The 23,271-nt window shown below is 72.8% G+C and carries 19 protein-coding genes; 8 read left to right on the forward strand and 11 right to left on the reverse strand.

Going from position 1 to position 23,271, the window contains the following annotated elements; all coding sequences use genetic code 11:
- Positions 1-87: 87 nt before the first annotated feature.
- The 3 genes from QQM67_RS16900 to mscL all read left to right on the forward strand — a co-directional run bounded on the left by QQM67_RS16900 (position 88) and on the right by mscL (position 2,521).
- Positions 88-933 (forward strand): S-methyl-5'-thioadenosine phosphorylase, encoded by an 846-nt coding sequence (locus tag QQM67_RS16900; protein WP_314174714.1) that lies wholly within the window; start codon positions 88-90, stop codon positions 931-933.
- 469 nt (positions 934-1,402) lie between these two features.
- Entirely contained in the window at positions 1,403-1,879 is a 477-nt protein-coding gene (locus QQM67_RS16905) for a hypothetical protein (RefSeq protein WP_314174715.1), read from the forward strand.
- An 81-nt stretch (positions 1,880-1,960) separates the two neighbouring features.
- Positions 1,961-2,521 carry a large conductance mechanosensitive channel protein MscL gene (mscL, locus tag QQM67_RS16910; protein ID WP_314175120.1) on the forward strand — a complete coding sequence of 187 codons (561 nt, stop codon included), beginning with the start codon at positions 1,961-1,963 and terminating at the stop codon, positions 2,519-2,521.
- Between the two features lie 7 nt (positions 2,522-2,528).
- On the opposite strand, the gene QQM67_RS16915 is transcribed toward mscL, so the two are convergent.
- Positions 2,529-2,729: a hypothetical protein gene (locus QQM67_RS16915; RefSeq protein WP_314174716.1), complete on the reverse strand. Its 201-nt coding sequence runs from the start codon at positions 2,727-2,729 to the stop codon at positions 2,529-2,531.
- A 44-nt stretch (positions 2,730-2,773) separates the two neighbouring features.
- Here QQM67_RS16915 and QQM67_RS16920 point away from each other — a divergent pair, with 44 nt between their 5' ends.
- Complete coding sequence (locus QQM67_RS16920) at positions 2,774-3,847, forward strand: P1 family peptidase (RefSeq protein ID WP_314174717.1); 1,074 nt, start codon at positions 2,774-2,776, stop codon at positions 3,845-3,847.
- A 62-nt stretch (positions 3,848-3,909) separates the two neighbouring features.
- Here the strand turns inward: QQM67_RS16920 and QQM67_RS16925 are convergent, their stop codons facing one another.
- The 6 genes from QQM67_RS16925 to QQM67_RS16950 form a co-directional block, all read right to left on the reverse strand.
- Positions 3,910-5,994 carry a PTS fructose transporter subunit IIABC gene (locus QQM67_RS16925; protein ID WP_314174718.1) on the reverse strand — a complete coding sequence of 695 codons (2,085 nt, stop codon included), beginning with the start codon at positions 5,992-5,994 and terminating at the stop codon, positions 3,910-3,912.
- Positions 5,991-7,055, reverse strand: a complete 1,065-nt coding sequence (gene pfkB / locus QQM67_RS16930) for a 1-phosphofructokinase (protein WP_314174719.1) — start codon at positions 7,053-7,055, stop codon at positions 5,991-5,993. Before pfkB ends, QQM67_RS16925 begins: the two co-directional genes overlap by 4 nt.
- Positions 7,052-7,813, reverse strand: a complete 762-nt coding sequence (locus QQM67_RS16935) for a DeoR/GlpR family DNA-binding transcription regulator (RefSeq protein ID WP_314174720.1) — start codon at positions 7,811-7,813, stop codon at positions 7,052-7,054. Before QQM67_RS16935 ends, pfkB begins: the two co-directional genes overlap by 4 nt.
- 419 nt (positions 7,814-8,232) lie before the next feature.
- On the reverse strand, positions 8,233-9,249 hold the full coding sequence (locus QQM67_RS16940; protein WP_314174721.1) for a sigma-70 family RNA polymerase sigma factor: 1,017 nt from the start codon (positions 9,247-9,249) through the stop codon (positions 8,233-8,235).
- Between the two features lie 625 nt (positions 9,250-9,874).
- A complete protein-coding gene (locus QQM67_RS16945; RefSeq protein ID WP_314174722.1) occupies positions 9,875-11,539 on the reverse strand; it encodes an MFS transporter in 1,665 nt (554 codons plus the stop codon).
- Between the two features lie 286 nt (positions 11,540-11,825).
- The gene (locus QQM67_RS16950; RefSeq protein ID WP_314175121.1) at positions 11,826-12,530 is read right to left on the reverse strand and encodes a TetR/AcrR family transcriptional regulator; all 705 of its coding nucleotides are present in this window, start codon (positions 12,528-12,530) and stop codon (positions 11,826-11,828) included.
- A 481-nt stretch (positions 12,531-13,011) separates the two neighbouring features.
- On the opposite strand from QQM67_RS16950, the gene QQM67_RS16955 reads away from it, so the two are divergent.
- Positions 13,012-14,841 (forward strand): glycoside hydrolase family 3 protein, encoded by a 1,830-nt coding sequence (locus QQM67_RS16955; protein ID WP_314174723.1) that lies wholly within the window; start codon positions 13,012-13,014, stop codon positions 14,839-14,841.
- Positions 14,842-15,185: 344 nt separating this feature from the next.
- The gene (locus QQM67_RS16960) at positions 15,186-16,184 is read left to right on the forward strand and encodes an Acg family FMN-binding oxidoreductase (protein ID WP_314174724.1); all 999 of its coding nucleotides are present in this window, start codon (positions 15,186-15,188) and stop codon (positions 16,182-16,184) included.
- Positions 16,185-16,241: 57 nt separating this feature from the next.
- Here the strand turns inward: QQM67_RS16960 and QQM67_RS16965 are convergent, their stop codons facing one another.
- Positions 16,242-16,808, reverse strand: a complete 567-nt coding sequence (locus QQM67_RS16965; RefSeq protein WP_314174725.1) for an Rv1733c family protein — start codon at positions 16,806-16,808, stop codon at positions 16,242-16,244.
- A 202-nt stretch (positions 16,809-17,010) separates the two neighbouring features.
- On the opposite strand from QQM67_RS16965, the gene QQM67_RS16970 reads away from it, so the two are divergent.
- Positions 17,011-17,718, forward strand: coding sequence for a response regulator transcription factor (locus QQM67_RS16970; protein ID WP_314174726.1), 708 nt, complete (start codon positions 17,011-17,013; stop codon positions 17,716-17,718).
- Positions 17,719-18,598: 880 nt separating this feature from the next.
- On the opposite strand, the gene QQM67_RS16975 is transcribed toward QQM67_RS16970, so the two are convergent.
- Entirely contained in the window at positions 18,599-20,347 is a 1,749-nt protein-coding gene (locus QQM67_RS16975) for a sensor histidine kinase (protein WP_314174727.1), read from the reverse strand.
- Between the two features lie 244 nt (positions 20,348-20,591).
- On the opposite strand from QQM67_RS16975, the gene QQM67_RS16980 reads away from it, so the two are divergent.
- Entirely contained in the window at positions 20,592-21,296 is a 705-nt protein-coding gene (locus QQM67_RS16980) for a CBS domain-containing protein (RefSeq protein WP_314174728.1), read from the forward strand.
- 56 nt (positions 21,297-21,352) lie between these two features.
- On the opposite strand, the gene QQM67_RS16985 is transcribed toward QQM67_RS16980, so the two are convergent.
- Complete coding sequence (locus QQM67_RS16985) at positions 21,353-21,784, reverse strand: DUF2267 domain-containing protein (protein ID WP_314174729.1); 432 nt, start codon at positions 21,782-21,784, stop codon at positions 21,353-21,355.
- Between the two features lie 134 nt (positions 21,785-21,918).
- Complete coding sequence (locus tag QQM67_RS16990) at positions 21,919-23,157, reverse strand: FUSC family protein (protein ID WP_314174730.1); 1,239 nt, start codon at positions 23,155-23,157, stop codon at positions 21,919-21,921.
- Between the last annotated feature and the right edge of the window lie 114 nt (positions 23,158-23,271).

Here is a 23,271-nt window from a genome sequence, read left to right on the forward strand (position 1 = left end):
CGCCTGACGGGCCCGCCGGGCGGGTCGCGCCGGGCGACCGTACGGTCCGGCAGCGACGGTTCGCCGCCTGCCCGTAGGGTGACCCGTATGAGTGAACAGGCAGAGATCGGCGTCATCGGCGGCTCGGGTTTCTACTCCTTCCTCGACGACGTGACAGAGGTCACGGTCGACACCCCGTACGGCGAACCGAGCGACTCGCTCTTCATCGGTGAGCTGTCGGGGCGCCGCGTCGCCTTTCTGCCGCGGCACGGCCGCAAGCACCATCTGCCGCCGCACCGCATCAACTACCGCGCAAACATGTGGGCGTTGAGTTCCGTCGGAGCGCGGCAGGTGCTGGGTCCGTGTGCGGTGGGGGGTCTTCGCCAGGAGTACGGGCCGGGCACGCTGCTCGTGCCGGACCAGCTCGTGGACCGTACGAAGTCGCGTGCGCAGACCTACTTCGACGGCGAGCCGCTGCCCGACGGGTCCGTGCCGCACGTCATCCATCTGACCTTCGCCGACCCGTACTGCGAGGCCGGGCGGCAGGCCTCGCTGGCCGCCGCGCGCGAGCACGGCTGGGACGCGGTGGACGGCGGCACGCTCTGCGTGGTCGAGGGGCCCCGCTTCTCCACGCGTGCCGAGTCCCGGTGGCATGCGGCGCAGGGCTGGTCCGTGGTGGGCATGACGGGCCACCCCGAGGCCGTGCTCGCCCGTGAACTGGGGCTCTGCTACTCCTCGTTGACGCTCGTCACGGATCTGGACGCCGGCGCGGAGACCGGCGAGGGAGTCTCGCACGAGGAAGTGCTTCGCGTGTTCGGGGAGAACGTGGGGCGGCTGCGCAGGGTGCTCTTCGACGCGGTCGCCAAGCTGCCGAAGAAGCGCGACTGCGGGTGCGGGCAGGCGCTGGGCGGGATGGACCCGGGCATCGAACTGCCGGGCGCGCTGGAGCAGTAGGCAGCGAGTACGGGGGGCGGGGGTACGGGGCCGGGGGCTTGGGCGCCCTCGCGCCCTCTCGTCGGCTCGTCGGCTCGTCGGCTCGTCGGCTCGCGATTCGTGGCTCGCGAGTCGTGGCTCGTGGCTCGTTGCTGGCCGCGAGGGGTCCCGGTTCAGGGCCCTGATTTATCCACAACTGCCTGGTTATCCACAGATTTCGGCGGGTTTCGTCCGAGCATCGCCGAAGGCAGCAGTCTGGCAGCGGAAGGCGAGTTCTCCGATGCTCTGACGGCAGGTGGTGATCGTGATGCACCGGGACTTCGAACCACCGGGCGGCAGCGGTGGCGGTGATCCCGGAGGGGTGGGCGGGCGCCGCGATGCGCGGTCCCACGGGCACCGCTGGGGGCATGGCCACGTTCCGGGTCCCTGCGCGGTGCCGGATCTCACACCGGTGCGTCCGGGGCCGCGGGGCGGGCACCGTCTGCGCCGGATGGTGCACGCGAGGCGACGCTTCACGGCCGCGGGGCTCGCGGTCGCCGCGGCGGCGTCGGCCGCGCTCGCGGCCCAGATCCCCCGTGGCGACCGCGGCGGTTCCGCGCATGCCGAGGCGGGCCGTGGGTCGCCTTCGGGCCCGACTGCCGCCGCTCCGCGGGCACTTGGCCGTCCCGCGGGCGGAGAGGGGTCCGCCTCGGCGGTGCTGGCCCCGGTGCGGATCGCGGACGCCGCGGCGGTGCGGCTGCTGCACCCGGGAGACCGGGTCGATGTGATCGCCGGCCAGGGCGGTACGGAACGGGCCAGGGTGGTGGCCAGGAGCGCGCGGGTGGATCGTGTGCCCAGGTCGGTGGAGACTGACCCGGTCGGCGAAGCGGACGGTGGAGCGCTCGTCGTGCTCAGAGTGCCGCGCAGGACGGCCACCGCGCTCGCCGGCGCGGGAGCCTCAGGCAGGCTGGCGGTGACGCTGTGCTGAGCACACGTGCCGCGCCGGCCGTGCGCCGCCGGCCGTACCTCGAAGCACTCGGAAAGAGACAGGTCGAAGAGCGTGGCAGCAGTGGAGAGCGAGAAGAAGGGCCTGCTGGCGGGATTCAGGGAATTCCTGATGCGCGGCAACGTGGTCGAGCTGGCCGTCGCCGTCGTCGTCGGCACGGCATTCAGCAAGATCGTGGATTCCGTCGTCAAGGGCCTGATCAATCCGCTCGTGGGCGCGATAGGGACGAAGGACCTGGAGAAGTACAGGTCCTGTCTGAAATCCCCCTGCGAGATCAACAAGGCGACGGGCGAAGTGACGCAGGGCGTCCCGATCAACTGGGGCCCGGTGCTCAGCGCCACGCTGACCTTCCTGATCACGGCCGCCGTCGTCTACTTCCTCATGATCCTTCCGATGAACAGGTACAAGGAACGGCTGGCAGCGCGGAACGAGACGCCCGAGGAGCCCGAGGAGGCGACGGAGATCGATCTGCTGACGGAGATCCGCGACCTGCTCGCCGCACAGCGCGCGGGCTCGGAGGACGACGGCCCGGCGGGCTCGGTGGGACAGCAGCGCGGGGGGCACCTTCCGGGCCGCCAAGGCCCAGGCGGAGGGCAGCCCGGGGTGAGCACCGAGAAGCAGTAGCCGGGCCTCACAGGTGGTGCGGCGGCTTCTCCTCCAGGAAGCGGGCCAGGTCCGCGGCGGCGTCTCCGTACTGCCCGCCGCGTGAACCGGCGCCCGTGCCGCCGTCGCCCCAGCCGCTGTCGGTGTCGTCCGCGGAGCGGGCGCTGAGCGGATCGTCGAACTGGAGCCGGTCGGCGGGGTCGTCGGGCTGGTGCGAGCCGGTGGTCATGCATGAAGCGTACGGCGTCCCCGTACGCCTGGTATCTATGCCGCATGACTACTCAGGACGGTGTGACGGACGTCCCCGGCGTGCGGGTCGGGCACGCCCAGCGGGCGCAGGGCGACAGCCCCGGCTGGCTGACGGGCACGACGGTGGTGCTGGCTCCGGAAGGGGGCGCCGTCGCCGGTGTCGACTCCCGTGGCGGCGCCCCGGGCACCAGGGAGACGGACGCGCTGGATCCGCGGAACGTCGTGGAACGCATCCACGCCGTGGTGCTCACGGGTGGCAGCGCCTTCGGGCTCGACTCCGCGGCGGGCGTGATGAGTTGGCTGGAGGAGCAGGGCCGTGGCGTCCCCGTGGGGCCGGACCCGGCGCAGGTCGTGCCCGTCGTCCCGGCGGCCGTCCTGTTCGACCTGGGCCGTGGCGGACTCTGGCAGGCCCGCCCGGATGCGGCGCTGGGGCGGGAGGCCGTCGAGGCCGCCGCCGCGTCGGAGCCGGGGGCGCCTGTCCCGCAGGGCAACGCCGGTGCGGGGACGGGTGCCGTGGTGGGCGGAATCAAGGGCGGGATCGGCACGGCGAGCACCACGCTCGCCTCGGGCGTCACCGTCGGGGCGATCTCCGCTGTCAATGCGGCCGGTTCGGCGGTGGACCCGGCGACGGGCGTCCTCTACGGGGAGATGTGGGGCGGCCTTCCCGCCGCGCCGGACGAGCGTACGCACACCGAAGCACAGCGACGGCTTGCGGAGGCGCGGGAGGAGACGGGCAGGCGTTCGGCCGGAGTGCTGCGCCCTCCGCTCAACACCACGCTGGCGGTGGTCGCGACCGATGCCGAACTCACCCGCGCCCAGGCCCAGAAGGCGGCGGGCACGGCCCACGACGGGCTGGCCCGCGCGGTGCGGCCCGTACACCTCATGCACGACGGCGATACCGTCTTCACCATGGCGACCTGCGAACGTCCCCTTGCGGGCGGGGAGTTGAACGATCTGCTGGCCGCCGCCGCGGACGTGCTGACGCGGTCGGTGGTCAAGGCGGTGCTCGCCGCCGACGGCGTGGACGGTCCGGGCGGCGTCTTCCCCTCCTACCGGGATCTGTACGGGCGTCAGGGCAGCGAGAGCCGGCGCACGTAGCGCCAACACACCTGCGGTCAGGGCACGTTGGACCGGGCTGGCGGCCTGCGAACTGGTTCCGCTCAGGCGGGCACGGTGGCGCCGGAGGGCTGCTCGCTCGGTGCCGCCGGCTGCTCGTGCGTACCGTCCGATCCGTCCGGCCTCCGGCTCCTGCGCACGCGGGCCCCCTTGAGGAGCACGACGAGCCCGGTGGTGACCGCCGTACCGGCGGCGATCGCGATCAGGTACTGGAACGGGGAGCCGATGAGCGGCACGACGAAGACGCCGCCGTGCGGTGCGCGCAGCGTGCTTCCGAACGCCATCGTCAGCGCGCCGGTGACGGCACCGCCCGCCATGGACGAAGGGATCACGCGCAGCGGGTCGGCGGCCGCGAAGGGGATGGCGCCCTCGGTGATGAACGAGGCGCCGAGCACCCAGGCCGCCTTGCCGTTCTCGCGCTCCGCCGTCGTGAACAGCCTGCCGCGCACGACCGTCGCGAGGGCCATGCCCAGGGGCGGGACCATTCCCGCGGCCATGGCGGTGGCCATCACGGTCAGGCTGCCGTGGCCGGGGTCGGACGTGGCGATGCCTCCGGTGGCGAAGGTGTAGGCGACCTTGTTGACCGGGCCGCCCAGGTCGAAGCACATCATGAGCCCGATGAGCAGGCCCAGCAGGACGGCGTTGGTGCCGGTGAGGCCCCCGAGCCAGTCCGTCATGGCCTTCTGCGCGGTGGCGACCGGCTTGCCGATGAGCACGAACATCAGCGCGCCGACAACCGCCGAGGAGAGCAGCGGTATGACGACCACGGGCATGATGCCCCGCAGCACGGGCGGAACGGCCACGCGCCGGACGGCGGTTACGACGGCGCCCGCGAGCAGGCCCGCCACCAGGCCGCCCAGGAAACCGGCTCCGATCTCGACGGCGACGGCACCCCCGACGAAGCCGGGCACGAGCCCCGGCCGGTCGGCCATGCCGTAGGCGATGTATCCGGCGAGCACCGGTACCAGGAAGCCGAAGGCGAGCTGGCCGATCTGGTTGAACAGCGCTGCCCAGCTGTGGAGTTCCGTCCAGGCGAAGTGGTCGGCGACGGACTTGGCGTCGGCGATCTCGTAGCCGCCGATCGCGAACGAGACCGCGATGAGGAGACCGCCCGCGGCGACGAACGGGACCATGTAACTCACGCCGGTCATCAGCCACTTGCGAAGGCGGGTGCCGTAACCGTCCCCGGGCTCCCCCGCGGTGTCCACGGGCGCGCCGGGGCGGGCGGTTCCGGAGACCTCGCCGCGTTCGGCCTTGCCCTGTACCTCGGCGACGAGTTCGCCGGGGCGGTTGATCGCGGCCTTCACACCGGCGTCGACGGTGGGCTTGCCCGCGAAGCGCTCCTTCTCGCGGACCTCCACGTCGTGCGCGAAGATCACGCCGTCCGCGGCGGCGATGACGGCGGGGTCGAGGCGGTCGAACCCGGCGGACCCCTGTGTCTCGACGGAGACTTCGGCCCCGGCCTCCTGCCCGGCCCGCTCCAGGGACTCGGCGGCCATGTACGTGTGCGCGATCCCGGTGGGGCAGGAGGTGACGGCGACGATACGGAAGGGACGGCCGCCCTCGCCGCTGCCCTCCTCCGGTGCCTGCGGCCCGGCGGGATCAGGCTCACCGGCTCCGCCGGGAGATCCGGCTGCGGCTCCGTCCGCAGATCCGTCCGTGGCTTCGTCCGCCGCGTCCTCGGCGGCCTCGTCACCGCGTATGAGGGCCGCGGCGCGCTCGGGATCGGCCACCGTGCGCAGGGCTTCGGTGAAGTCCGCGTCCGCCAAGTGCCGCGCGAGGGAGGAGAGTATGCCGAGGTGATCGCTGTCGGCCCCGTCGGGCGCCGCGATCAGAAAGATCAGGTCTGCCGGTCCGTCCGTCGCACCGAAGTCGACGGGCGTGACGGGGCGGCCGAAGGCCAGCGTGGGTTCGGTGACGTGTGCGCTGCGGCAGTGGGGAATCCCGATGCCGCCTTCGAGGCCCGTCGGCATCTGGGTCTCCCGCGCGGCCACGTCCGCCAGGAACCCTTCGAGATCGGTGACGCGGCCTTCCGCGACCATCCGCTCGGCGAGCGAACGTGCTGCTTCTTCCTTGGTGTTCGCGGTCAGATCGAGGTCGACCAGGTCCGCGTTGATCAGCTGGCTCATGGCACGGCTCCATCGGCGCTGTCGGGCAGGGGACGGCCCAGGGGGTGGTCCAGGGGCGGTTCGGTCGTCACGGTGACGTCGTCGGGGCGCAGATCCGCGGGGTGCGGCATCTCGCTGCCGGGCAGCTGCACCGCGGCGAGGCCGTGCGCGACGGCGGCGGTCAGCGCCCGGGGGCCGGCGCCGCCGGCGGCGAGGAAGCCGGCGAGCGAGGCGTCGCCCGCGCCGACATCGCTGCGTACGGAGACGGCCGGGGTGCTGCCGAAGCACATTCCGGCGCCGTCGACCAGCAGTTGGCCGGTGGCGCCGAGGCTGGCGAGGACCGCGCCGGCGCCCGCGTTCAGCAGGTCCTCCGCGGCCTTCACGGCGTCGCTCACGGTGGCGAGGGGGCGGCCGACGGCCTCGGCGAGCTCGACGGCGTTGGGCTTGACCAGGTCCGGCCGCTCGCGCAGGGCGGCGGAGAGTGCGGGCCCGGAGGCGTCCACGGCGATGCGTATGCCCTGTTCGCGTGCGCGGGCCACGAGCCCGGCGTACCACGCGGGCGGCAGACCGCGCGGAAGGCTGCCGCTGCACACGATCCAGGCGGCGCCCGCACCGGCAGCGCGGTCGCCGACCGCCTCCAGAAGGGCCTCGGCCTCGTCCGCGGTGATCTCGGGACCGGCCGCGTTGATCTTGGTGAGGCTGCCGTCGGGCTCGGCGAGGGAGATGTTGACACGGGTCGACTCGTGTACGGGCACACCCGCCACCTCGATGCCCCTCCGGCTCAACAGCTGGGCGAGGAGCGCGCCTTCGGGCCCGCCGAGCGGCAGCACCGCGACGGTGCTCCGTCCCGCCGCGGCCAGGGCACGCGAGACGTTGACGCCCTTTCCGCCGGGGTCGACACGGTCGGTGCCCGCGCGCAGGACGGCTCCGCGGGACAGCCCGGCGATCTCGTACGTACGGTCCAGGCTGGGGTTGGGCGTGACGGTCACGACGGTGCCGGAGGGACGGCTTCCGGGCGCGGCTTCGGGCCCGGCTTCCGGCCCGGTCCCGGCTGCGGCGGAGGCTGCGGTGCCGTCGCTCATACCCGCCTCACCTCCGGGCCCTTGCGCTCGATCGCGCGGGCGTCGTCGGCGTCGAGCCCGGTGTCGGTGATGAGCAGGTCGACGTCCTCGAGGCCGCCGAACCGGGCGAAGTGCTCCTGCCCGAACTTGGTGGAGTCGGCGAGCAGCACGACCCTGCGGGCCGCTGCCGTCACTGCGCGCTTGACGGCGGCCTCGGCGAGGTCGGGAGTGGTGAGCCCGCCTTCGAGGGAGAAGCCGTTGGTGGCGAGGAAGAGGAGATCGGCGTTGATCTCTCCGTAGGCGCGCAGCGCCCACGCGTCGACCGCGGCGCGGGTGCGGTGCCGCACACGGCCGCCCACGAGGTGCAGATCGATCCCGGGATGGTCGGCCAGCCGTGCGGCCAGCGGCAGAGCGTGGGTGACGACGGTGAACGCCGCGTCCACGGGGACGGACGCGGCGAGACGGCCCGTGGTGGATCCGGCGTCGAGGAGGACGCTACCGTCGGCCGGAAGCTCGTCGAGGGCGGCGCGCGCGATGCGCTCCTTCTCGTCGGGGGCCGAGGCCTCGCGCTCGTGGAGATCGGGCTCGAAGTCGAGGCGGCCCGCGGGGATCGCGCCGCCGTGCACACGCCGCAGCACACCGGCCCGGTCGAGCGCCTTCAGATCGCGCCTGACCGTCTCCGCCGTGACCTGGAACTCCTGCGCGAGCGAGAGCACCTCCACGCGGCCCCGCTGCTGTGCGAGGCGGAGGATCTCCTGCTGGCGCTCCGGTGCGTACATCGTGCTGCGACTCCAGGTCCGTTCATGCCCGAACGTGTGACTTTCACGCGGACACTAGGCCCATGGAAGCGAGAAGTAAACACATCCGGGCATCTGAACACAGACACCCGGACACCGATACCGGACACAGACGCCGACACAGACACCCGGACACAGACCGACGCGGAACCGGACAGGGCAGAGGGGCAGAGACATGCACAGGGACATGCACAGGGACCGGACAGGGCGATGGACCTGGTGAGACCCGGAGCCTTTCCCGGACAGAGAAGAGTCCCGGCGCTCGGGGGAGGGCACCGGGACTCGGTCTCGGAGCGGCCGTCAAATGCCGCTGCTGTGTGTGAAGTTGGGCTCGTCGCGCCGTCGGGCTCTCGGCGGTCGGGGCGGGCTGGGCGGTCGCCGTTCCATTTTCTGCTCGTCCGTCAGGCGGCGGCGTCGAAGCCGGTGTCCGAGGCGAGCTTCTTCAGCTCCAGCAGGGCGTGCTTCTCGATCTGCCGGATGCGCTCACGCGTCAGGCCGTGCTGCTTGCCGACCTCCGTGAGGGTGCGCTCCCGCCCGTCGACCATGCCGTAACGCGCCTTGATGATGGACGCGGTGCGGGAGTCGAGACGGCCGATGAGCCCGTCCAGCTCCTCGCGGCGCAGCAGCGTCAGCACGGACTGCTCGGGCGAGGCCGCGGAGGTGTCCTCCAGCAGGTCGCCGAACTGCGTCTCGCCCTCTTCGTCGACGGACATGTTCAGGCTGACCGGGTCACGCGCCCAGTCCAGTACGTCGATGACGCGCTCCGGCGTGGAGCTCAGCTCGGCCGCGACCTCCTCGGGCTCCGGCTCGCGCCCGTGTTCCCTGTTGAACTCCCGCTGGACGCGCCGGATGCGCCCCAGCTCCTCCACGAGATGGACGGGCAGCCGGATCGTCCGGGACTGGTCGGCGATGGAGCGCGTGATGGCCTGACGGATCCACCACGTCGCGTACGTGGAGAACTTGAAGCCCTTGCGGTAGTCGAACTTCTCGACTGCGCGGACCAGGCCGGCATTGCCCTCCTGGATCAGGTCCAGCAGGGGCAGCCCGCTGCGCGGATAGCGCCGCGCCACGGCCACGACGAGACGGAGGTTGGAGCGGATGAAGACGTCCTTGGCACGCTCGCCCTCGGCGACGATCGCCTCCAGCTCCTCGCGGGTGGCGGTCGCGCTCGCCGAGTCGGCGCTCAGCGGCTCCTCGTCCTTGTTCAGTATTCGCCGTGCGTAGACCCCGGCCTCGATGGCGAGGGACAGCTCTACTTCCTTCGCCGCGTCGAGCAGCGGTGTACGCGCGATCTCGTCGAGATACATGCCGACCAGGTCGCGGTCCGCGACTTCGCTGCCTGCGGCGCGAACACTGCTTGCCGTGTCAGTGGCACCGGTCGTGGTGGCCTGACGACGGGCGACGGCACGGGTTGCCATGCGTGCTCCCTTGCGAGTGGACTCAATCAAACTGGTCGGTGGCTTGGATCGGGCACTTGCCGGGTGCCCCCATCCGTAGGAAACAACGAGCGGAAACCGGACTTAATTCCCAACCACCGCGTCATTTTCCTGATCATGCAGTACCCTGTCCGCCCGCAGCGAGCGGCCCGATGTTGAGGGGCCCAGGGATACTGCTGGAGCAGGCGCCGGGGGAGAGATCCGCGGGCTCCGCGCGACCTCTGCGACCCGCGTGGCACGCCGTCCACCGTCTTCGGCACTGATGATCACGCCTGCTGAACAGCGGCGTGACTTACTGCCCTCCCCAGTAGAGACGACCAGAAGGGGCCATTGGTTGCACGTGGCCCCGGATCGTACGGAAAAAGGCGGCCCGCGGGACGTTTGACGGCTGCGGGACGGGGCCATCGCGCCGCCGGGAGCGGAACCCGGAACCGGTGGGACCGCATCCGGCCAATCTCGGCAATCGCGGCCCCGCCGGGGTCGCCGACCGTCGCCCCCCGCCCCCGATACGCGGAGACGCCGGGGCCGGGCGGAGCGGCGCTCTGCCGTCCGCCCGGCCCCGGCCGGGATCCACGCGTCCACCGCCGCCCGCCGTACGGGCATGGGCTCAGCGCAGCAGCGCGGGTGCGCGCTCCGTGCCGTCACCGTCCTCGGAGCCGCTCCCGGTACCGCCCTCCCCCGAGGCACCGCCGTCAGAGCCGGCGCCCTCGGAGCCGGCCCCGTCAGAGCCGCTTCCCTCGGAGCCGGCGCCCGCCGCAGCCGGGGCAGTCCCCGATCCGCCGCTGCCGCCCTGGCCGCGCGCCGTCACGAGCGTGTACGCGATGGCCGCCGAGGTCAGCAGGATGCCGACCGCCCACCAGATCGCCGTGGTGTAGCCGTGCACCATGCCCTGCGCCGTGAGCAGCTTGCGAGCCGATTCGCTCGTCGCCCCCGCGACCCGTTCGCCGATGTACGCGGTGGTGGCGCTGGCTGCCACGGTGTTCAGCAAAGCCGTGCCGATGGCGCCTCCCACCTGCTGCGAGGTGTTGACCATGGCCGAGGCGACACCCGCGTCCCGTGCCTCCACACCGGTCGTCGCGAGCGACATCGCCGTCATGAACGCGGTGCCCATGCCCAGCCCCAGCAGGAGTTGCGCGGGCAGGATCAGGGTCGCGTACGAGCTGTCGACCTCCAGCCGCGTGAGCAGCAGCATGCCGCCGGCCGCGACGACGAAGCCGGGCCCCATCAGCAGCCTCGGCCGCACCCGCGTCATCAGCCGTGCGCCGATCTGCGTGGAGCCGGTGATCATGCCCGCGATCATGGGGAGGAACGCGATGCCGGTCCTGACCGGGGAGTATCCCTTCACCACTTGCAGGTAGTACGTGAGGAAGAGGAACAGCCCGAACATCGCGATGACGGCGAGGCCGAGCGAGAGGTAGACCCCTCCCCTGTTCCGGTCGGTGACCACGCGCAGCGGCAGCAGCGGCGCCTTCGACCTCGCCTCGACGGCGGCGAACGCGCCGAGCAGCAGCACGGTCGCGACGAACATGGCCAGCGTGCCGCCCTCGCTCCAGCCGTGCGACTCCGCGCGCGTGAAGCCGTAGACGAGAGAGACCAGGCCCAGCGTGGAGAGGACGACGCCGGGGACGTCCAGCGGCGAGCGGTTACGGGTACCGGCGGGCTCCCGTATCACCAGCACGGCTCCCGCGGCGGCGAGCACGGCGAAGGGGATGTTGACGAAGAACGTCCAGCGCCAGTCCAGGTATTCGGTGAGGACGCCGCCGAGTATCAGCCCGATGGCGCCTCCGCCGCCCGCGATGGCGCCGTAGATGCCGAACGCCTTCGCGCGCTCCTTGCCCTCGGTGAACATCACCGCGAGCAGGGACAGCGCGGCCGGCGCGAGCAGCGCCCCGAAGGCGCCCTGAAGTGCGCGGGAGCCCAGCAGCACGGCCTCGCTCGGTGCCGCGCCGCCGAGGGCGGACGCGACGGCGAAGCCGGTCAGGCCCGTGACGAAGGTCCGCTTGCGCCCCCAGAGGTCGGCAATCCGGCCGCCGAAGAGCAGCAGACCGCCGAAGGCGAGGGCGTACGCCGTGACGACCCACTGCCGGTTGCCGTCGGAGATGTGGAGGTCCGCCTGGGCGGAGGGCAGCGCGATGTTCACGATGGTCGCGTCGAGCACGACCATCAACTGGGCGAGGGCTATGAACCCCAGGGCGGTCCAGCGTCTCGGATCGGGGCGACCGGGGACGGCGGTCCCGGCGGTCGCGGTGGTGGTTCGGACTGTTTCCGGCATGGGTGTGCCTGCCTCACGGTGCTGAATGAACGAGTGGATGGGTGACGGGTGATGAGTGACGGGTGACGGGTGACGGGTGACGGGCGATGAGTGACAGGTGACGAGCGACAACTGACAGATGACAGATGACGGACGACTGTCAGCGGATGACCGGCAGCAGATGACGGACGCAACGGAGCCGAGCCCCGGACGGTCGCGCCGAACTGATCAGAGAAAGGCGCGATATTTCCCCGTAAGGAGGTGCACGACGGCCGTCGCCGCCTCGCACCCCTGTGGAAGCCGCCTGTCAGGCAGGCGTACGGAGGTCCTCCAACGTGGCGGCGTGGCCTGGCAGTTCGGACCTTGCCGGGGCCTGAAGCCCGTCGAGGTAGAGCTGCACATGGCGTTCGACGAAGCGGGCGATCTCGGCGCAACCGGTGCCCGGCAGCGGCCTGGTGAGCTGGCTGATGGCGACGAGCAGGTCCCCGACCTCGATGTCGGGGCGCAACCGGCCCGCCTCCTTGGCCCGTTGGACGAGCTCCCGTACGAGCCCCTCCAGCCGTTGCCTGGCGGCGAGGAGACGGGGATCGTTCCGGTCGAGCCGGTCCGAGAGCAGAGGGCACAGTGCGCCGATGCGCTCCTCGACGGCGGCGAAGACGAAGTGGCGCAGCGCCTCGAAGGCATCCGCCTGCCCGCTACCGCCGCCCTCCGCGGACTCGTCGAGGGCGGCCTGCGCGCGGTCCGCGATGCGCTCGGTGACGGCGAGGACGACGCCGTGCACGAGCGCGTTCCGGTCCGCGAAGTGCCGGTAGAGGGTGGCGTTCCCGACGCCAGCGCGCCGCGCGATGTCGTCGAGCGGCGCGTCCGCCCCATGGACGACGAACGCCTCGCGCGCGGCCGAGACGAGCCGCTCCCTGTTCCGCACGGCGTCCGCGCGGGCCCTCGGAGCCGCCGCCACGGCCGTCGCGGCGCCGGAGCCTCCCACTGCCTTCGACCGGGAGGCCGCATCCATGGCCCCACAAGTGGCGCTGCCCATGGCTCCTCCCCAGTTCCCGGTTCTGGTTCCGGCCCGGTGGCCGCCGCCCCCGGAGGATCCGGGGAGCGAGTCCCCGTTTCGTGGGAACACCTGGGTTCAACCGGGACCGGGTGCCGCTTATTTCGCGGCTTCCTGTGCTCCGCGTCACAGTGACGCGAGGAGGCGCGACGTCACGGAAGGGGCACATACGGCCGGGCGTGTGCAGGTGCAGGCCGGAAGCGTGGTCCGCATCGGGCACGGGCCAGCCGGTCTCACGGGCCGACCGCCACCCGGGCCCCGCCCGTCACGCCGCCCCCAGCGCCGCCCCGACGGCGCCCCGGCGACCGCCCCTCCGCCAGTGGACTGGACCCATGAACATCAGCGCGGCGTCTTCTCCTCCCCCCGCCCCGCTGCAACGATGTGCGCTCCCGTATGCCCGTATGACCGGCTCCATGTGGCCCTGTGTGAGGAGCACTCGATGCAGCAGACGCCGCCACCGCAGTCCACCACCCGCAGACGGATCCTCGCCGGAGCCGGAGCCGCCGGAGCGGCCGGCGTCGTGGCGGCCCTCGGCCTCCCGGCCGGCGCGGCACACGCCGCCGACGCGGGCGACACCAGGCGCGCCGCCCGCGCCCTGCTCCGCCGCATGTCGCTCAAGGAGAAGATCGGCCAGCTCTTCGTCGTCGAGGTCTACGGGAAGTCGGCGGACGCCGCGCACGACAAGAACAAGGAGCTGTACGGGGTTTCGACTCCGGCGGAGGTCGTCGCCAAGTACCGCCCCGGCGGCGTCATCTACTTCGACGCGCGCCGCGGTCCCGACAACCTCAAGGACCCGCGCCAGATCGCGGGCCTCTCCAACGGCCTCCAGCGCGCGTCCCTGCGCACCGGCGCCCGCATCCCGCTCCTGGTCTCCATCGACCAGGAGGGCGGCAGCGTCGTCTACCGCATGCTGGAGCCCGCCACGCAGCTGCCGGGCAACATGGCGCTGGCCGCGGCCCGTTCGCGCGACGACGTCCGCCGCTCGTCCGAGATCATCGGGACGGAGCTGGCCGCGATGGGCATCAACCAGAACTACGCGCCCGTCGCCGACGTCAACGTCAACCCGGACAACCCGATCATCGGCGTCCGCTCCTTCGGCTCCGATCCCGCCCTGTGCTCGGAGCTCGTCTCCGAGTCCGTACGCGGCTACCACCGCGGCGAAGTGGCAAGCGCCGCAAAGCACTTCCCCGGTCACGGCGACACCGACGTGGACAGCCACACGGGCCTTCCCGTCATCAAGCACACGCGCGAGCAGCTGGACAAGATCGACCTGCCGCCGTTCCGGGCGGCCATCGCACGCGGCGTCGACACGATCATGACCGCCCACATCGTCGTGCCGTCCCTGGACTCCAGCGAGGTCCCCGCGACGATGTCGAAGCCCATCGTGACAGGGCTGCTCCGCGAGGAGCTGGGCTTCGACGGCCTCATCGTCACGGACGCCCTCGACATGGGCGGTGCGACCGAGGACTTCCCGCCGGACGTCGCTCCCGTACGGGCGCTCAAGGCCGGCTGCGACCAGCTCGTGCTCGCGCCCAAGGCGGACACGGCGCACGCCGCCGTCCTCAAGGCGGTCGAGGGAGGCGAGGTCTCCGAGGACCGGCTCGACGCGTCGGTGCTGCGCATCCTCGAACACAAGCTGCGCAACGGCCTGTTCCCGCGTCCGTACGTCGACGAGGACCGGGCCGCGCGGGTCGTCGGCAGCCGCCGCCACACCGAGGACGCCGCGCGCATCACCGACCGTACGGTCACGCTGGTGCGCAACGAGGGCCGCACGCTGCCGCTCTCCGGCGATCGCCGTACCGTCCTCGTCACCGGCTGGGACACCGGCCAGGTCGCCGCCGTCGCCGGTGCGGTCGGCAAGCGCTCCGGGCAGACGGCCACCCCTCTGGCGACCGGTGCGGCTCCCGGCAGCACGCAGATCGAGGACGCCGCCACCGCGGCGCGGGACCACGACGTGACCGTCGTCCTGACGAACGCCGCGGCTTCGGTCAAGGACAAGGGCGCGGCACAGGCCGACCTGGTCAAGGCCCTGGTGAAGACCGGCAAGCCGGTCGTGGCGGTCGCGGTGCGCAACGCGTACGACATCCGCCGCTTCCCGGACGTGCCCGCCTACCTCGCCACGTTCTCGTACGGGAAGCCGTCGCTCGCGTCCGTCGTGCGCGCCCTGTACGGCGACGTCGCGCCGGGCGGAAAACTCCCGGTGAGCATCCCCGCTCTCGACGAGGCGGACGGCACGCTCTACGAGTTCGGGCACGGACTCGGCTACTGACGGTTCCCGGGCGGCGCCACCGTAGCCGCTGCTCCGACGAGAACCCTGGCTCGGCGCCCCCTCCCACCGCGGACGGGGCGCCGAGCCGCGTGCGGACGGCGACGCCCGACGACGTCCGCCGGGACACCGCGATCCGGGCACGCCCGCGGCATGGGGACGTTCGGCCCCTCATCGGGACCTCCCGGGCCCTCGGCGCCGTGCGGCGGCGGCAGGAGGCTGGCGGGTGAGAGGCGCCATGCCATCCGGAGCCGGGATCCCGGCCGTTGCCCGGAGCCCGTGGCCGGCGGCGCGCGCACGCGAGCCGCCGAGGACCGACAACCGACCGGAACCACAAGGGAGTTCTCATGCCTTCCACCTCATTCGCCCGCGCCGAGGTGGTCGAGGAGCTTGTCCGCGATGCCTCCATGGCACCGTCCATGCACAACGCGCAGCCATGGCGCTTCCGCTACAGCCGCGGCGGCGACGTGATCACGCTGCGCGCGGACCCCGGGCGGGCCATGCCGCACGCGGACCCCGAGCTGCGGGCGCTGCACCTCGGCTGCGGGGCGGCGCTGTTCAATCTGCGGGTGGCCGCGCAGCACGCCGGGTTCCGTCCCGTCGTGAGGGAGCTGCCCGATCCGGACGACTGGCAGACCCTTGCCGCCGTGTCGCTGGGGGATGCGGCGGAGACCGTCGACGGCGATCTGTCCCTGCTCTACCCGGCGATCGCCGAGCGGCGCACGAGCCGCTACCCGTTCGCGGAGCGCCCGATACCGACCGCGCTGGCCGGCACGCTGATCGAGCAGGTACGCGCCGAGGGCGCGCGGCTGGCGTTCCTCTCCGGCTGGCATCTGTCCCTCGTCCTCGACGTCATCGAGGAGGCCGAGCTGAGGTCGGAGCACGAGGGCGACCCGGACGAGCAGCGGTGGGTGCGTACGGGCGTGCAGCTCTCGGACGCGGTCTCTGAGGGGGACGGCGTCCCCGAGTACAGCTTCGGCCCCCGCAAGGGCGACGGCCGGGCGCCGGTGCGCGACTTCGGCCGCGGCAGGGGGGTGTCCGACCAGGGCACGGCCGAGTTCGAGCACGTTCCTCATCTGGGGCTGCTCTGCACCGAGCACGACCACCCGGACGACTGGCTGGCGGCGGGCCAGGCCATGGAGCGGATGCTGCTGGCGGCCACACGGGAGGGACTGGCCACCTCGTTCGCCGCGCAGGCGCTGGAGCGCCCCGAGCTGCGGTGGCTGCTGCGCGATCCGGTGTGGGGAGCGGGACCGGTGCAGATGGTGGTGCGGCTGGGATACGGACCGCTGCGGCCGGCGACGCCGCGCCGTCCCGTCCAGGACGTGCTGGAGATCGTTCCCTGACGGGTCCCTGCGGCCCTGGCCGTGCCGGCCGACGGGGGCGGAGGGGCCCTGCCCTCGTCAGTCCCGTCGGCTCCATCGCGGCCCGACCTCGGACCACTCGTACTCCCACTGCCTGGCTCGCAGGACGTCGAGGCGGCGCCGTACCGCCCAGCATCCGCTCCCCACGAGGAAGCAGGTCGCCACGGCCACCGCACCGCCGGCGGCCCCGCTCTCCACGGTGACCTCGGTCGCGTCGGGGGGCGGCTGGTGCGGAGCGCCCTGCCGGTCCAGCCACAGCGGGACGTGTGTGCCCTCGCGGGTTCCGGTCGCCACCGGCGCACGGCCTACGTGGGTGCGGCCGTCGGGAGTCTTCCAGCTGACCTCGGTGAGCACGGTCGGGTCGTCGGAGACGGTCGTGATCCCGTCCGTCGTGGGCGCGTCCTCGCGCAGCACGGCGGACGTGCGGTGGAGGCCCGGCTGGTCGCTCAGATTGGCGGCGACCGTGTCGGAGGCCATCGCCCCGGTGAGCGGGGCGCTCACGGCCATGATCACTCCGGCTGCGACGCCCGTCCACGCCTCGGCACGGTCGGAGCGGCGCTTGAGCGGATTCGTCCGCCAGCGCCACAGCCATCTCCTCGTCCTCATGTGCCGACTCCCCTCACGGCGGCAAACCAGCCACGGGTGCGAGGTGATCTGCGGGCGTCCCGCTAAGGGGGCCGAAAGGTCCAGCGATGCTGGTACGGATGGCCCCCTCCGCTGCCGGGTCGGGGCCGTTCGGCCCTGTTCGGGCGGCGCGCGACGGGGCGACGATGCCGACAGCAGCGGTTACGAGGGGAAGCAGTGCGACATGAGCGAAGTGCGGACGTACTCCGAGCAGAACCCCATCCGCGTCCTGCTGCTGGACGACCACGAGGTCGTACGGCGCGGCGTGCACGACCTGCTGGAGGCCGAAGCCGACATCGACGTCGTCGGCGAGGCCGCCACCGCCGAGCAGGCCCTCGCCCGCGGGCCCGCGCTCCGTCCGCACGTGGCCGTCCTGGACGTGCGGCTGCCCGACGGCGACGGCGTGACCGTCTGCCGGGAGCTGCGCTCACGCCTGCCGGAGCTCGCGTGCCTGATGCTGACGTCGTTCGACGACGACGACGCCCTGCTGGACGCGATCATGGCGGGCGCCGCGGGCTACGTGCTCAAGCAGATCAAGGGCTCGGACCTGGTCTCGGCCGTACGTACGGTCGCGGCGGGCCAGTCGATGCTCGACCCGGCGACCACGGCCCGGCTCATGGGCAGCCTGCGCGGTCCGGAGGACCACGAGGGGGAGGAGCAGCAGGGCGACGCGTTCGCCGGGCTGTCCCCGCGTGAGCGGGACATCCTGGACCTCATCGGGGAGGGGATGACGAACCACGAGATCGGCGACCGTCTGTTCCTGTCGGAGAAGACGGTGAAGAACCACATCTCGCGGCTGCTGGCGAAGCTGGGCGTGGAGCGGCGCGTACAGGCGGCCGTGCTCGCGACGCAGGCGCACGCGCAGGAGAAGGAGAGACACCGCCGCCACTGACGCCGGCGCCGAGCGCCGCCGGCCGGCGGCGGGTGGCCTGGAACGGCGCACGACGCCCGGCCCGGTCCGGGCGGGGCGCACGCCGGGGACGCAGGCCCAGGGCTATGCCTGGGCAGGGGCGGGACAGCGGGACGACCCGGGCCCGAGGCCCGGCGCACAGCCGGGCGCGGGGTCCGGGCAGTGCCCGGGCGGACAGCCGGACACACGGTTTCGGACAATGCCTGGGCGAACAGCCGGACACAGAGCCGAACCGAAGCCCCGCACGGCCGGACGCACAGTCCGGACGATGCCAGGGCGGACAGCCAACACACGGTCCGGGCAGTGCCCCGGCGGACAGCCGGACACACGACCCGAGCCGAAGCCCGGCACATGGCCGGGCGCAGGGTCTGGACCGCACCCCGGACGTAGAACCCCCAAGCTCCGAACCCCGGACGCCGGGCCGGGGAAGCCGGGCCCAGGCGCCGAACCCCGCGCTCCGAGCCCCTGAGCCGGACCGCGGCCGGGCGCCGATGGCCCGGCCGTACCGCTTGCGGCACCGCACGGGTCTGGGCAGTGCCCGGGCGGACAGCGGCACGCGGCGGCGCATCCGGCCCCCGGCCGGTAGCCCGCCGTACCCCGGCGGGACACCGCGGAACACGCGGTGACACGCCGCGGGCGCACGCCGCACGGTCCGGCACCGCCTCAGCCCTCCGTCACCGCGTACGCTCAGCGGAACGCGGCGGCGCATCCGGCCCCCGGCCGGTAGCGCGCCGTATCCCGGCGGGACGCCGTGGACACGCGCGGTGGCACGTCACCGCGTACGCACAGCCGCGGGCGCAGGCCGTACGCGTCGGCGGCGGTCGCGTCGGCGCCGTACGAGCCGGTGTCGCCCTGTCTCGTTTCAGCCCTGCGTCACCGCGCCGTCCAGCGGGACGTGCCAGGTCAGCCTCGTGCCGCCGCCGGGCGGTGTGGCCAGGCGCATCGCGCCGCCGAGCCGCTCCGCCCGCTCGGAGAGGTTGTGGAGGCCGCTGTGGCGGGCGTCCTGTGGTATCCCGACGCCGTCGTCCACGACGCTGAGCGTCAGCGCCTCGCCCGTCGTCTCCGCCGAGACCTCGACGCTGCTCGCTCCGGCGTGACGGGCGACGTTCGACAGCGCCTCCCGTACGACCGCCACCGCCTCGTCCGCGGTCTCGCCGGGGACGTCGGTGTCGAGCAGTCCTTCCATGCGCAGCACCGGCGTGAAGCCCAGGGCGGACGCGACGTCCTGGACGGCCTCCGTGACGCGGCCGCGCAGCCCGTCGCCGCCCGATTCGCTGTCGTGTGCGCGCAGCCCGAAGATCGTCGAGCGGATGATCTTGATGGTGGCGTCGAGGTCGTCCACGGCTCTCAGCAGCCGCTCGCTCGCCTTGGGGTGGTCCACGAAGCGGATGGCGCTCTGCAACGTCATGCCCGTCGCGAAGAGCCGCTGGATCGCCAGGTCGTGCAGGTCGCGGGCGATGCGGTCGCGCTCTTCGAGCAGCGTGATCTGCTCGGCGTCGCGCCGCCGCTCGGCAAGCTCCATCGCGACGGCGGCCTGCCCCGCGAAGGCGCTCAGCGGCGCGATCTGCGGCTCGGCGAAGGGCTGGCGGGGCTTCGAGCGGGCAAGGAGCAGCACCCCCTTCGGCACGTCCTCGGCGATCATGGGCACCGCGACGGCGGGACCGAGCCCCGACCAGCGCGGGGGCCCCGCCGTGATCCGCGGGTCGTGCTCGACGTCGGCGCTCGTGGTGACCTCGCCGGCGTCCATGGCGGCGCCGACGAAGGTGCCCTCGCGAGGCAGCCGCAGCGACCGGTGGTGCTCGGCGTCGGTTCCCACCGCGACGGCCACGGCCAGGGCCTCGCCGCCCTCCTCCGGCAGAGCAAGCACTCCCAGGTCGGCGGAGAGGATCGTGCGCGCCAACTCGACGATCAGCCCGAGCACGCGCCGTTCCCCGATCCCGGACAGCAGCGCCCGCGTGACCTCGGCGTTCGCCTCCATCCAGCGCTGCCGGTACTGCGCCTCCTCGTACAGCCTCGCGTTCTCGATGGCGACGCCCGCCGCCGCGGCCAGGGTCGACAGCACGGTCTCGTCCTCGCTGTCGAACTCCTTGCCGTCGCGCTTCTCGGCCAGATAGAGGTTGCCGAACACCTCGTCCCGCACCCGGATCGGCACCCCGAGGAACGAGTGCATCGGCGGATGGTTCGGGGGAAAGCCCTGCGAGGACGGATGCCGCCCGAGTTCCGGCAGCCGCAGCGGTACGGGGTTGCGGATCAGTTCGCCGAGCAGTCCGCGGCCCGTCGGCAGGGGCCCGATGGCCTCGGCCTGCTGCTCGGGCACGCCGACGGGGATGAACTGGGAGAGCGTTCCGTCCTCGCCGATCACGCCCAGTGCCCCGTACTCGGCGTCGACGAGCAGGACGGCCGACTCGGCGATGCGTTGCAGCACCTGGGAGAGCTCCAGTTCCCGGCCCACGGAGAGCACGGCGTCGAGCAGGTTGTGGATGCGGTCCCGCGTGCCGCGGACCGCGTCGATCCGCACCTGCAACTCTTCGAGCAGGTCGTCGAGTTGCATCCGGGGCAGGTGGCCCGGATGCTCGCCGTCCATGTGATGCACAGAGCCGCTGCCGCTCATCGACCCTCCGCGTGAATTGGGAGGATGTGACCCTTACGTCCGGTTCCTCTGGTCCAAACAGTAGCCGCTGAGTGGGCCGAACGGCACCGGAACGTACGGCCCCGGGCGGCCGGACGTCCCGCCCGTACGGGACGGCCGGCGGCACATCGGGGCTCCTCCGCCCCTCCCCCGCGCACCGCCCCCGAGCCGACACTGAAGCCTGGGGAGACGCGGGGAGACGTGGGGGGACGTGGAGGTGGGGACGATGCCGCACCGCACCGTCGGAGAGCTGATGACCGCGCCGGGCATACGCGTGCACCGCGGCACCACGGCCGGTGACGTGACCCGGCTCCTGGACGAGCACTCCATCACCGCGGTGCCCGTCGTCGACGACGGCGAGTGCCCCGTCGGCGTCGTCTCACGGAAGGACCTGGGCGAGGGCTCGCGCCGCGTCCGTACGTCCGGTGAGGCCGGCCCGTACTCCGCGTACTCCGCCGCGCGCTCCGCCCCGGCGGGCCCCGGTCGGCGGCTGTCCGGCGTGACGACGGCGGACGACGTGATGACGAGCCCCGCGGTCACCGCCCGCCCCGGCTGGAGCCTCGCGCAGGCGGCCCGCACGATGGAGCGCCGCCGCGTCAAGCGGCTCCCCGTGGTGGACGGCGCGGACCGGCTCGTCGGCTTCCTCGGCCGGACCGACCTGGTGCGGTCCTTCGTACGTCCCGACCGGGCCGTACGCCAGGAGATCGCCGGAGACGTCCTCGACCGCACTCTCGGCATCGGCCCGAGGCAGGTGACGGTCACCGTGGCCGAGGGCCGCGTGACCCTCCAGGGCATCGTCGAGCACAGATCGCTGCTGCCTGTCGTGGACCGCCTTACCAGGGGCGTGGACGGCGTCGTCGAGGTCCGCAACCATCTCGCGTATCTGACGGACGCGCCGCCGGACGCGGCGCCCCGTGCGGGGCTGCGCTGACGGCCTGGTCCTGCTGGGGTCTGGTCCTACAGGGGTCCCGGCGGGCGCTGCCGCCTTCAGCTGCTCGCGCGGCCCGAGGGCAGCACGTCGCGGATGTCCCGCGGAAGGACGTCCTCCAGCTTGCGCATCAGTTCCGGCGCCACCGCCGCGTCCAGCACCTCCAGGACCGCGCTCGCGCGCCGCAGCGCCTCGTCCTCCGTCGTCTCGGCGCGCCAGGCCACGCGGCCCGCGAAGACCGGCAGGTCGAAGCGCTCTCCGCTCACCCGCCCCTCGGCGCGCTCGTGAGGTGAGGTCTCGTGCACGGCGACGACCCGGCGCAGCGATTCCGCCGCCTCGTGCGGGAGCTGGGCGGCCAGATGGTCGGCGACTCCGTCGGGCACCCGCTCCGCGATGGTCTCCAGCGTCGCGCGCAGTGCCTGCTCCGCCGCCTGCCTGCTCCCGAGGTCGGCGCGCGCCTGCACCTGTCCGGTGAACTCCTCGTAGCGCATGGCTTCCCGCCACCCCTCCGGCTCCGCGGCCGATTCGTACGCTCGTCCTTGCGTCGCAGTCGTACGGTGCTGTTCTTGCTGCCCTTGCCGGGTGACCGCGCGGCCCGCTCCCGACACACGCCGGGCCCGAGACGTCACGGCGTACGGGCGGCGGCCCCGTCCGGAGCCTGGTTCACCGACCGGCTCAGGACGCCGCAGGTGTGCTCGACCTCGTCCAGCAGCCGTACGGCCTCCACCAGAAGGACCCCGAACGGACGGGCCGGATCGCTCAGCGACAGCGACCATCCGTCACCGGCCGCCTCGGCGAGCAGCTCGCGCGCCTCGTACGCCCTCTCGCCCGCCGCGCGCAGCTCCCGCACCTGCTCGTGGAGCCTGTCCTCGTCGATGCGGGCGTAGATCGCGGCGATCTCGGCGCAGCGCGCCAGGAAGTCGCCGTAGCGCGACAGGAATTCGCGGTGCCCCGGATCGTCACCCGCCTCGTGCCACTGGTCGAGGCTGCGCGTCATCGACGCCATCTGGTACGTGACCCGCTCCAGCGCGTCGATGAGCTGCTGGTAGGCGGTGAACGAGGTGCCGTCGCGGTGCCGCCGCAGCAGCCTCCGCGGATGGTAGAAGGTGCTCTCCCAGGCCGTACGGACGGACGACTGCGCCTGGGCGGCCATCGGCCCGAGCCGATTCGCCCGGTACCGCCAGTCCTCGGTGCGCGCCTTGCCCCACTCGCCCGCGCGCAGCGCCTCGCTGATGTCGACGGCCAGGTCGCACAGGCTCCGGCCCAGGGCGCGGATGCCGTACTCGGCGCTGCGATAGCGCATCGGCGGCAGCACCAGCACGTTCACGACGATGCCCACGCCGCACCCGATGAGGACGAGCAGGACGATCTGCCCCAGCTCCCTCAGCCCCTGGCTCTGGCTCGCGGCCGCCGCGTACGTCGAGAAGGCGAAGAACGCGGCCGTCGCCACCTGCGGGCCCTGCGCCCCGAGCCGCCGCCACCGCCCGATCGTCACCGCGACCAGGGCCACGAGGACGAAGCTCACCAGGTTCGGGCCGGCCAGGGCGCCGAAGAACCCCTGGAGGGACACGCCCACCGACACCGCGCCGACGTAGCGCAGCGCCTGGAGCAGCGACTGGTACGCCGTGATCTGCACGATCAGCACCGCCGAGAAGGGCGCGAACGCGGGGGTCTGAGCGTGCATCACCACGTACGCGATGAACCACGAAATGCTCGCCACGAGCGTGCTCTTGCCGATGAGCGTCAGCGTCTGGCGCTCATGGCCGTCCGGGCTCCTGGCTCTGTGCAGCCACTGCGTCAGGCGGCCCGTGCCGCGCCTGGGCGCCGCACGGGCCGGCCGCGGCGGTGCCGATGCCTCGGCCACCGGGTGCCCCCCTTCGTCTCGTTCCCCTTCGTCTCGTGCCCCTTCGGGTTCCTTCGCTTCCCTCGCGGGGCGGCGCCGGCGGTCGGCGCCGGGCCGTTCCCGCGTACCCGCGGC

The sequence above is a fragment of the Streptomyces winkii genome (assembly GCF_032248595.1).
GTDB classification, from domain to species: domain Bacteria; phylum Actinomycetota; class Actinomycetes; order Streptomycetales; family Streptomycetaceae; genus Streptomyces; species Streptomyces winkii.

What these genes read in the sequence shown, in the direction of transcription:
- QQM67_RS16900 (WP_314174714.1), top strand. Translation starts at nt 88, where the DNA reads ATGAGTGAACAGGCAGAGATCGGCGTCATCGGCGGCTCGGGTTTCTAC.
- QQM67_RS16905 (WP_314174715.1), top strand. Translation starts at nt 1,403, where the DNA reads ATGGTGCACGCGAGGCGACGCTTCACGGCCGCGGGGCTCGCGGTCGCC.
- QQM67_RS16915 (WP_314174716.1), bottom strand. Translation starts at nt 2,729, where the DNA reads ATGACCACCGGCTCGCACCAGCCCGACGACCCCGCCGACCGGCTCCAG.
- QQM67_RS16920 (WP_314174717.1), top strand. Translation starts at nt 2,774, where the DNA reads ATGACTACTCAGGACGGTGTGACGGACGTCCCCGGCGTGCGGGTCGGG.
- QQM67_RS16925 (WP_314174718.1), bottom strand. Translation starts at nt 5,994, where the DNA reads ATGAGCCAGCTGATCAACGCGGACCTGGTCGACCTCGATCTGACCGCG.
- pfkB (WP_314174719.1), bottom strand. Translation starts at nt 7,055, where the DNA reads ATGAGCGACGGCACCGCAGCCTCCGCCGCAGCCGGGACCGGGCCGGAA.
- QQM67_RS16935 (WP_314174720.1), bottom strand. Translation starts at nt 7,813, where the DNA reads ATGTACGCACCGGAGCGCCAGCAGGAGATCCTCCGCCTCGCACAGCAG.
- QQM67_RS16940 (WP_314174721.1), bottom strand. Translation starts at nt 9,249, where the DNA reads ATGGCAACCCGTGCCGTCGCCCGTCGTCAGGCCACCACGACCGGTGCC.
- QQM67_RS16945 (WP_314174722.1), bottom strand. Translation starts at nt 11,539, where the DNA reads ATGCCGGAAACAGTCCGAACCACCACCGCGACCGCCGGGACCGCCGTC.
- QQM67_RS16950 (WP_314175121.1), bottom strand. Translation starts at nt 12,530, where the DNA reads ATGGATGCGGCCTCCCGGTCGAAGGCAGTGGGAGGCTCCGGCGCCGCG.
- QQM67_RS16955 (WP_314174723.1), top strand. Translation starts at nt 13,012, where the DNA reads ATGCAGCAGACGCCGCCACCGCAGTCCACCACCCGCAGACGGATCCTC.
- QQM67_RS16960 (WP_314174724.1), top strand. Translation starts at nt 15,186, where the DNA reads ATGCCTTCCACCTCATTCGCCCGCGCCGAGGTGGTCGAGGAGCTTGTC.
- QQM67_RS16965 (WP_314174725.1), bottom strand. Translation starts at nt 16,808, where the DNA reads ATGAGGACGAGGAGATGGCTGTGGCGCTGGCGGACGAATCCGCTCAAG.
- QQM67_RS16970 (WP_314174726.1), top strand. Translation starts at nt 17,011, where the DNA reads ATGAGCGAAGTGCGGACGTACTCCGAGCAGAACCCCATCCGCGTCCTG.
- QQM67_RS16975 (WP_314174727.1), bottom strand. Translation starts at nt 20,347, where the DNA reads ATGAGCGGCAGCGGCTCTGTGCATCACATGGACGGCGAGCATCCGGGC.
- QQM67_RS16980 (WP_314174728.1), top strand. Translation starts at nt 20,592, where the DNA reads ATGCCGCACCGCACCGTCGGAGAGCTGATGACCGCGCCGGGCATACGC.
- QQM67_RS16985 (WP_314174729.1), bottom strand. Translation starts at nt 21,784, where the DNA reads ATGCGCTACGAGGAGTTCACCGGACAGGTGCAGGCGCGCGCCGACCTC.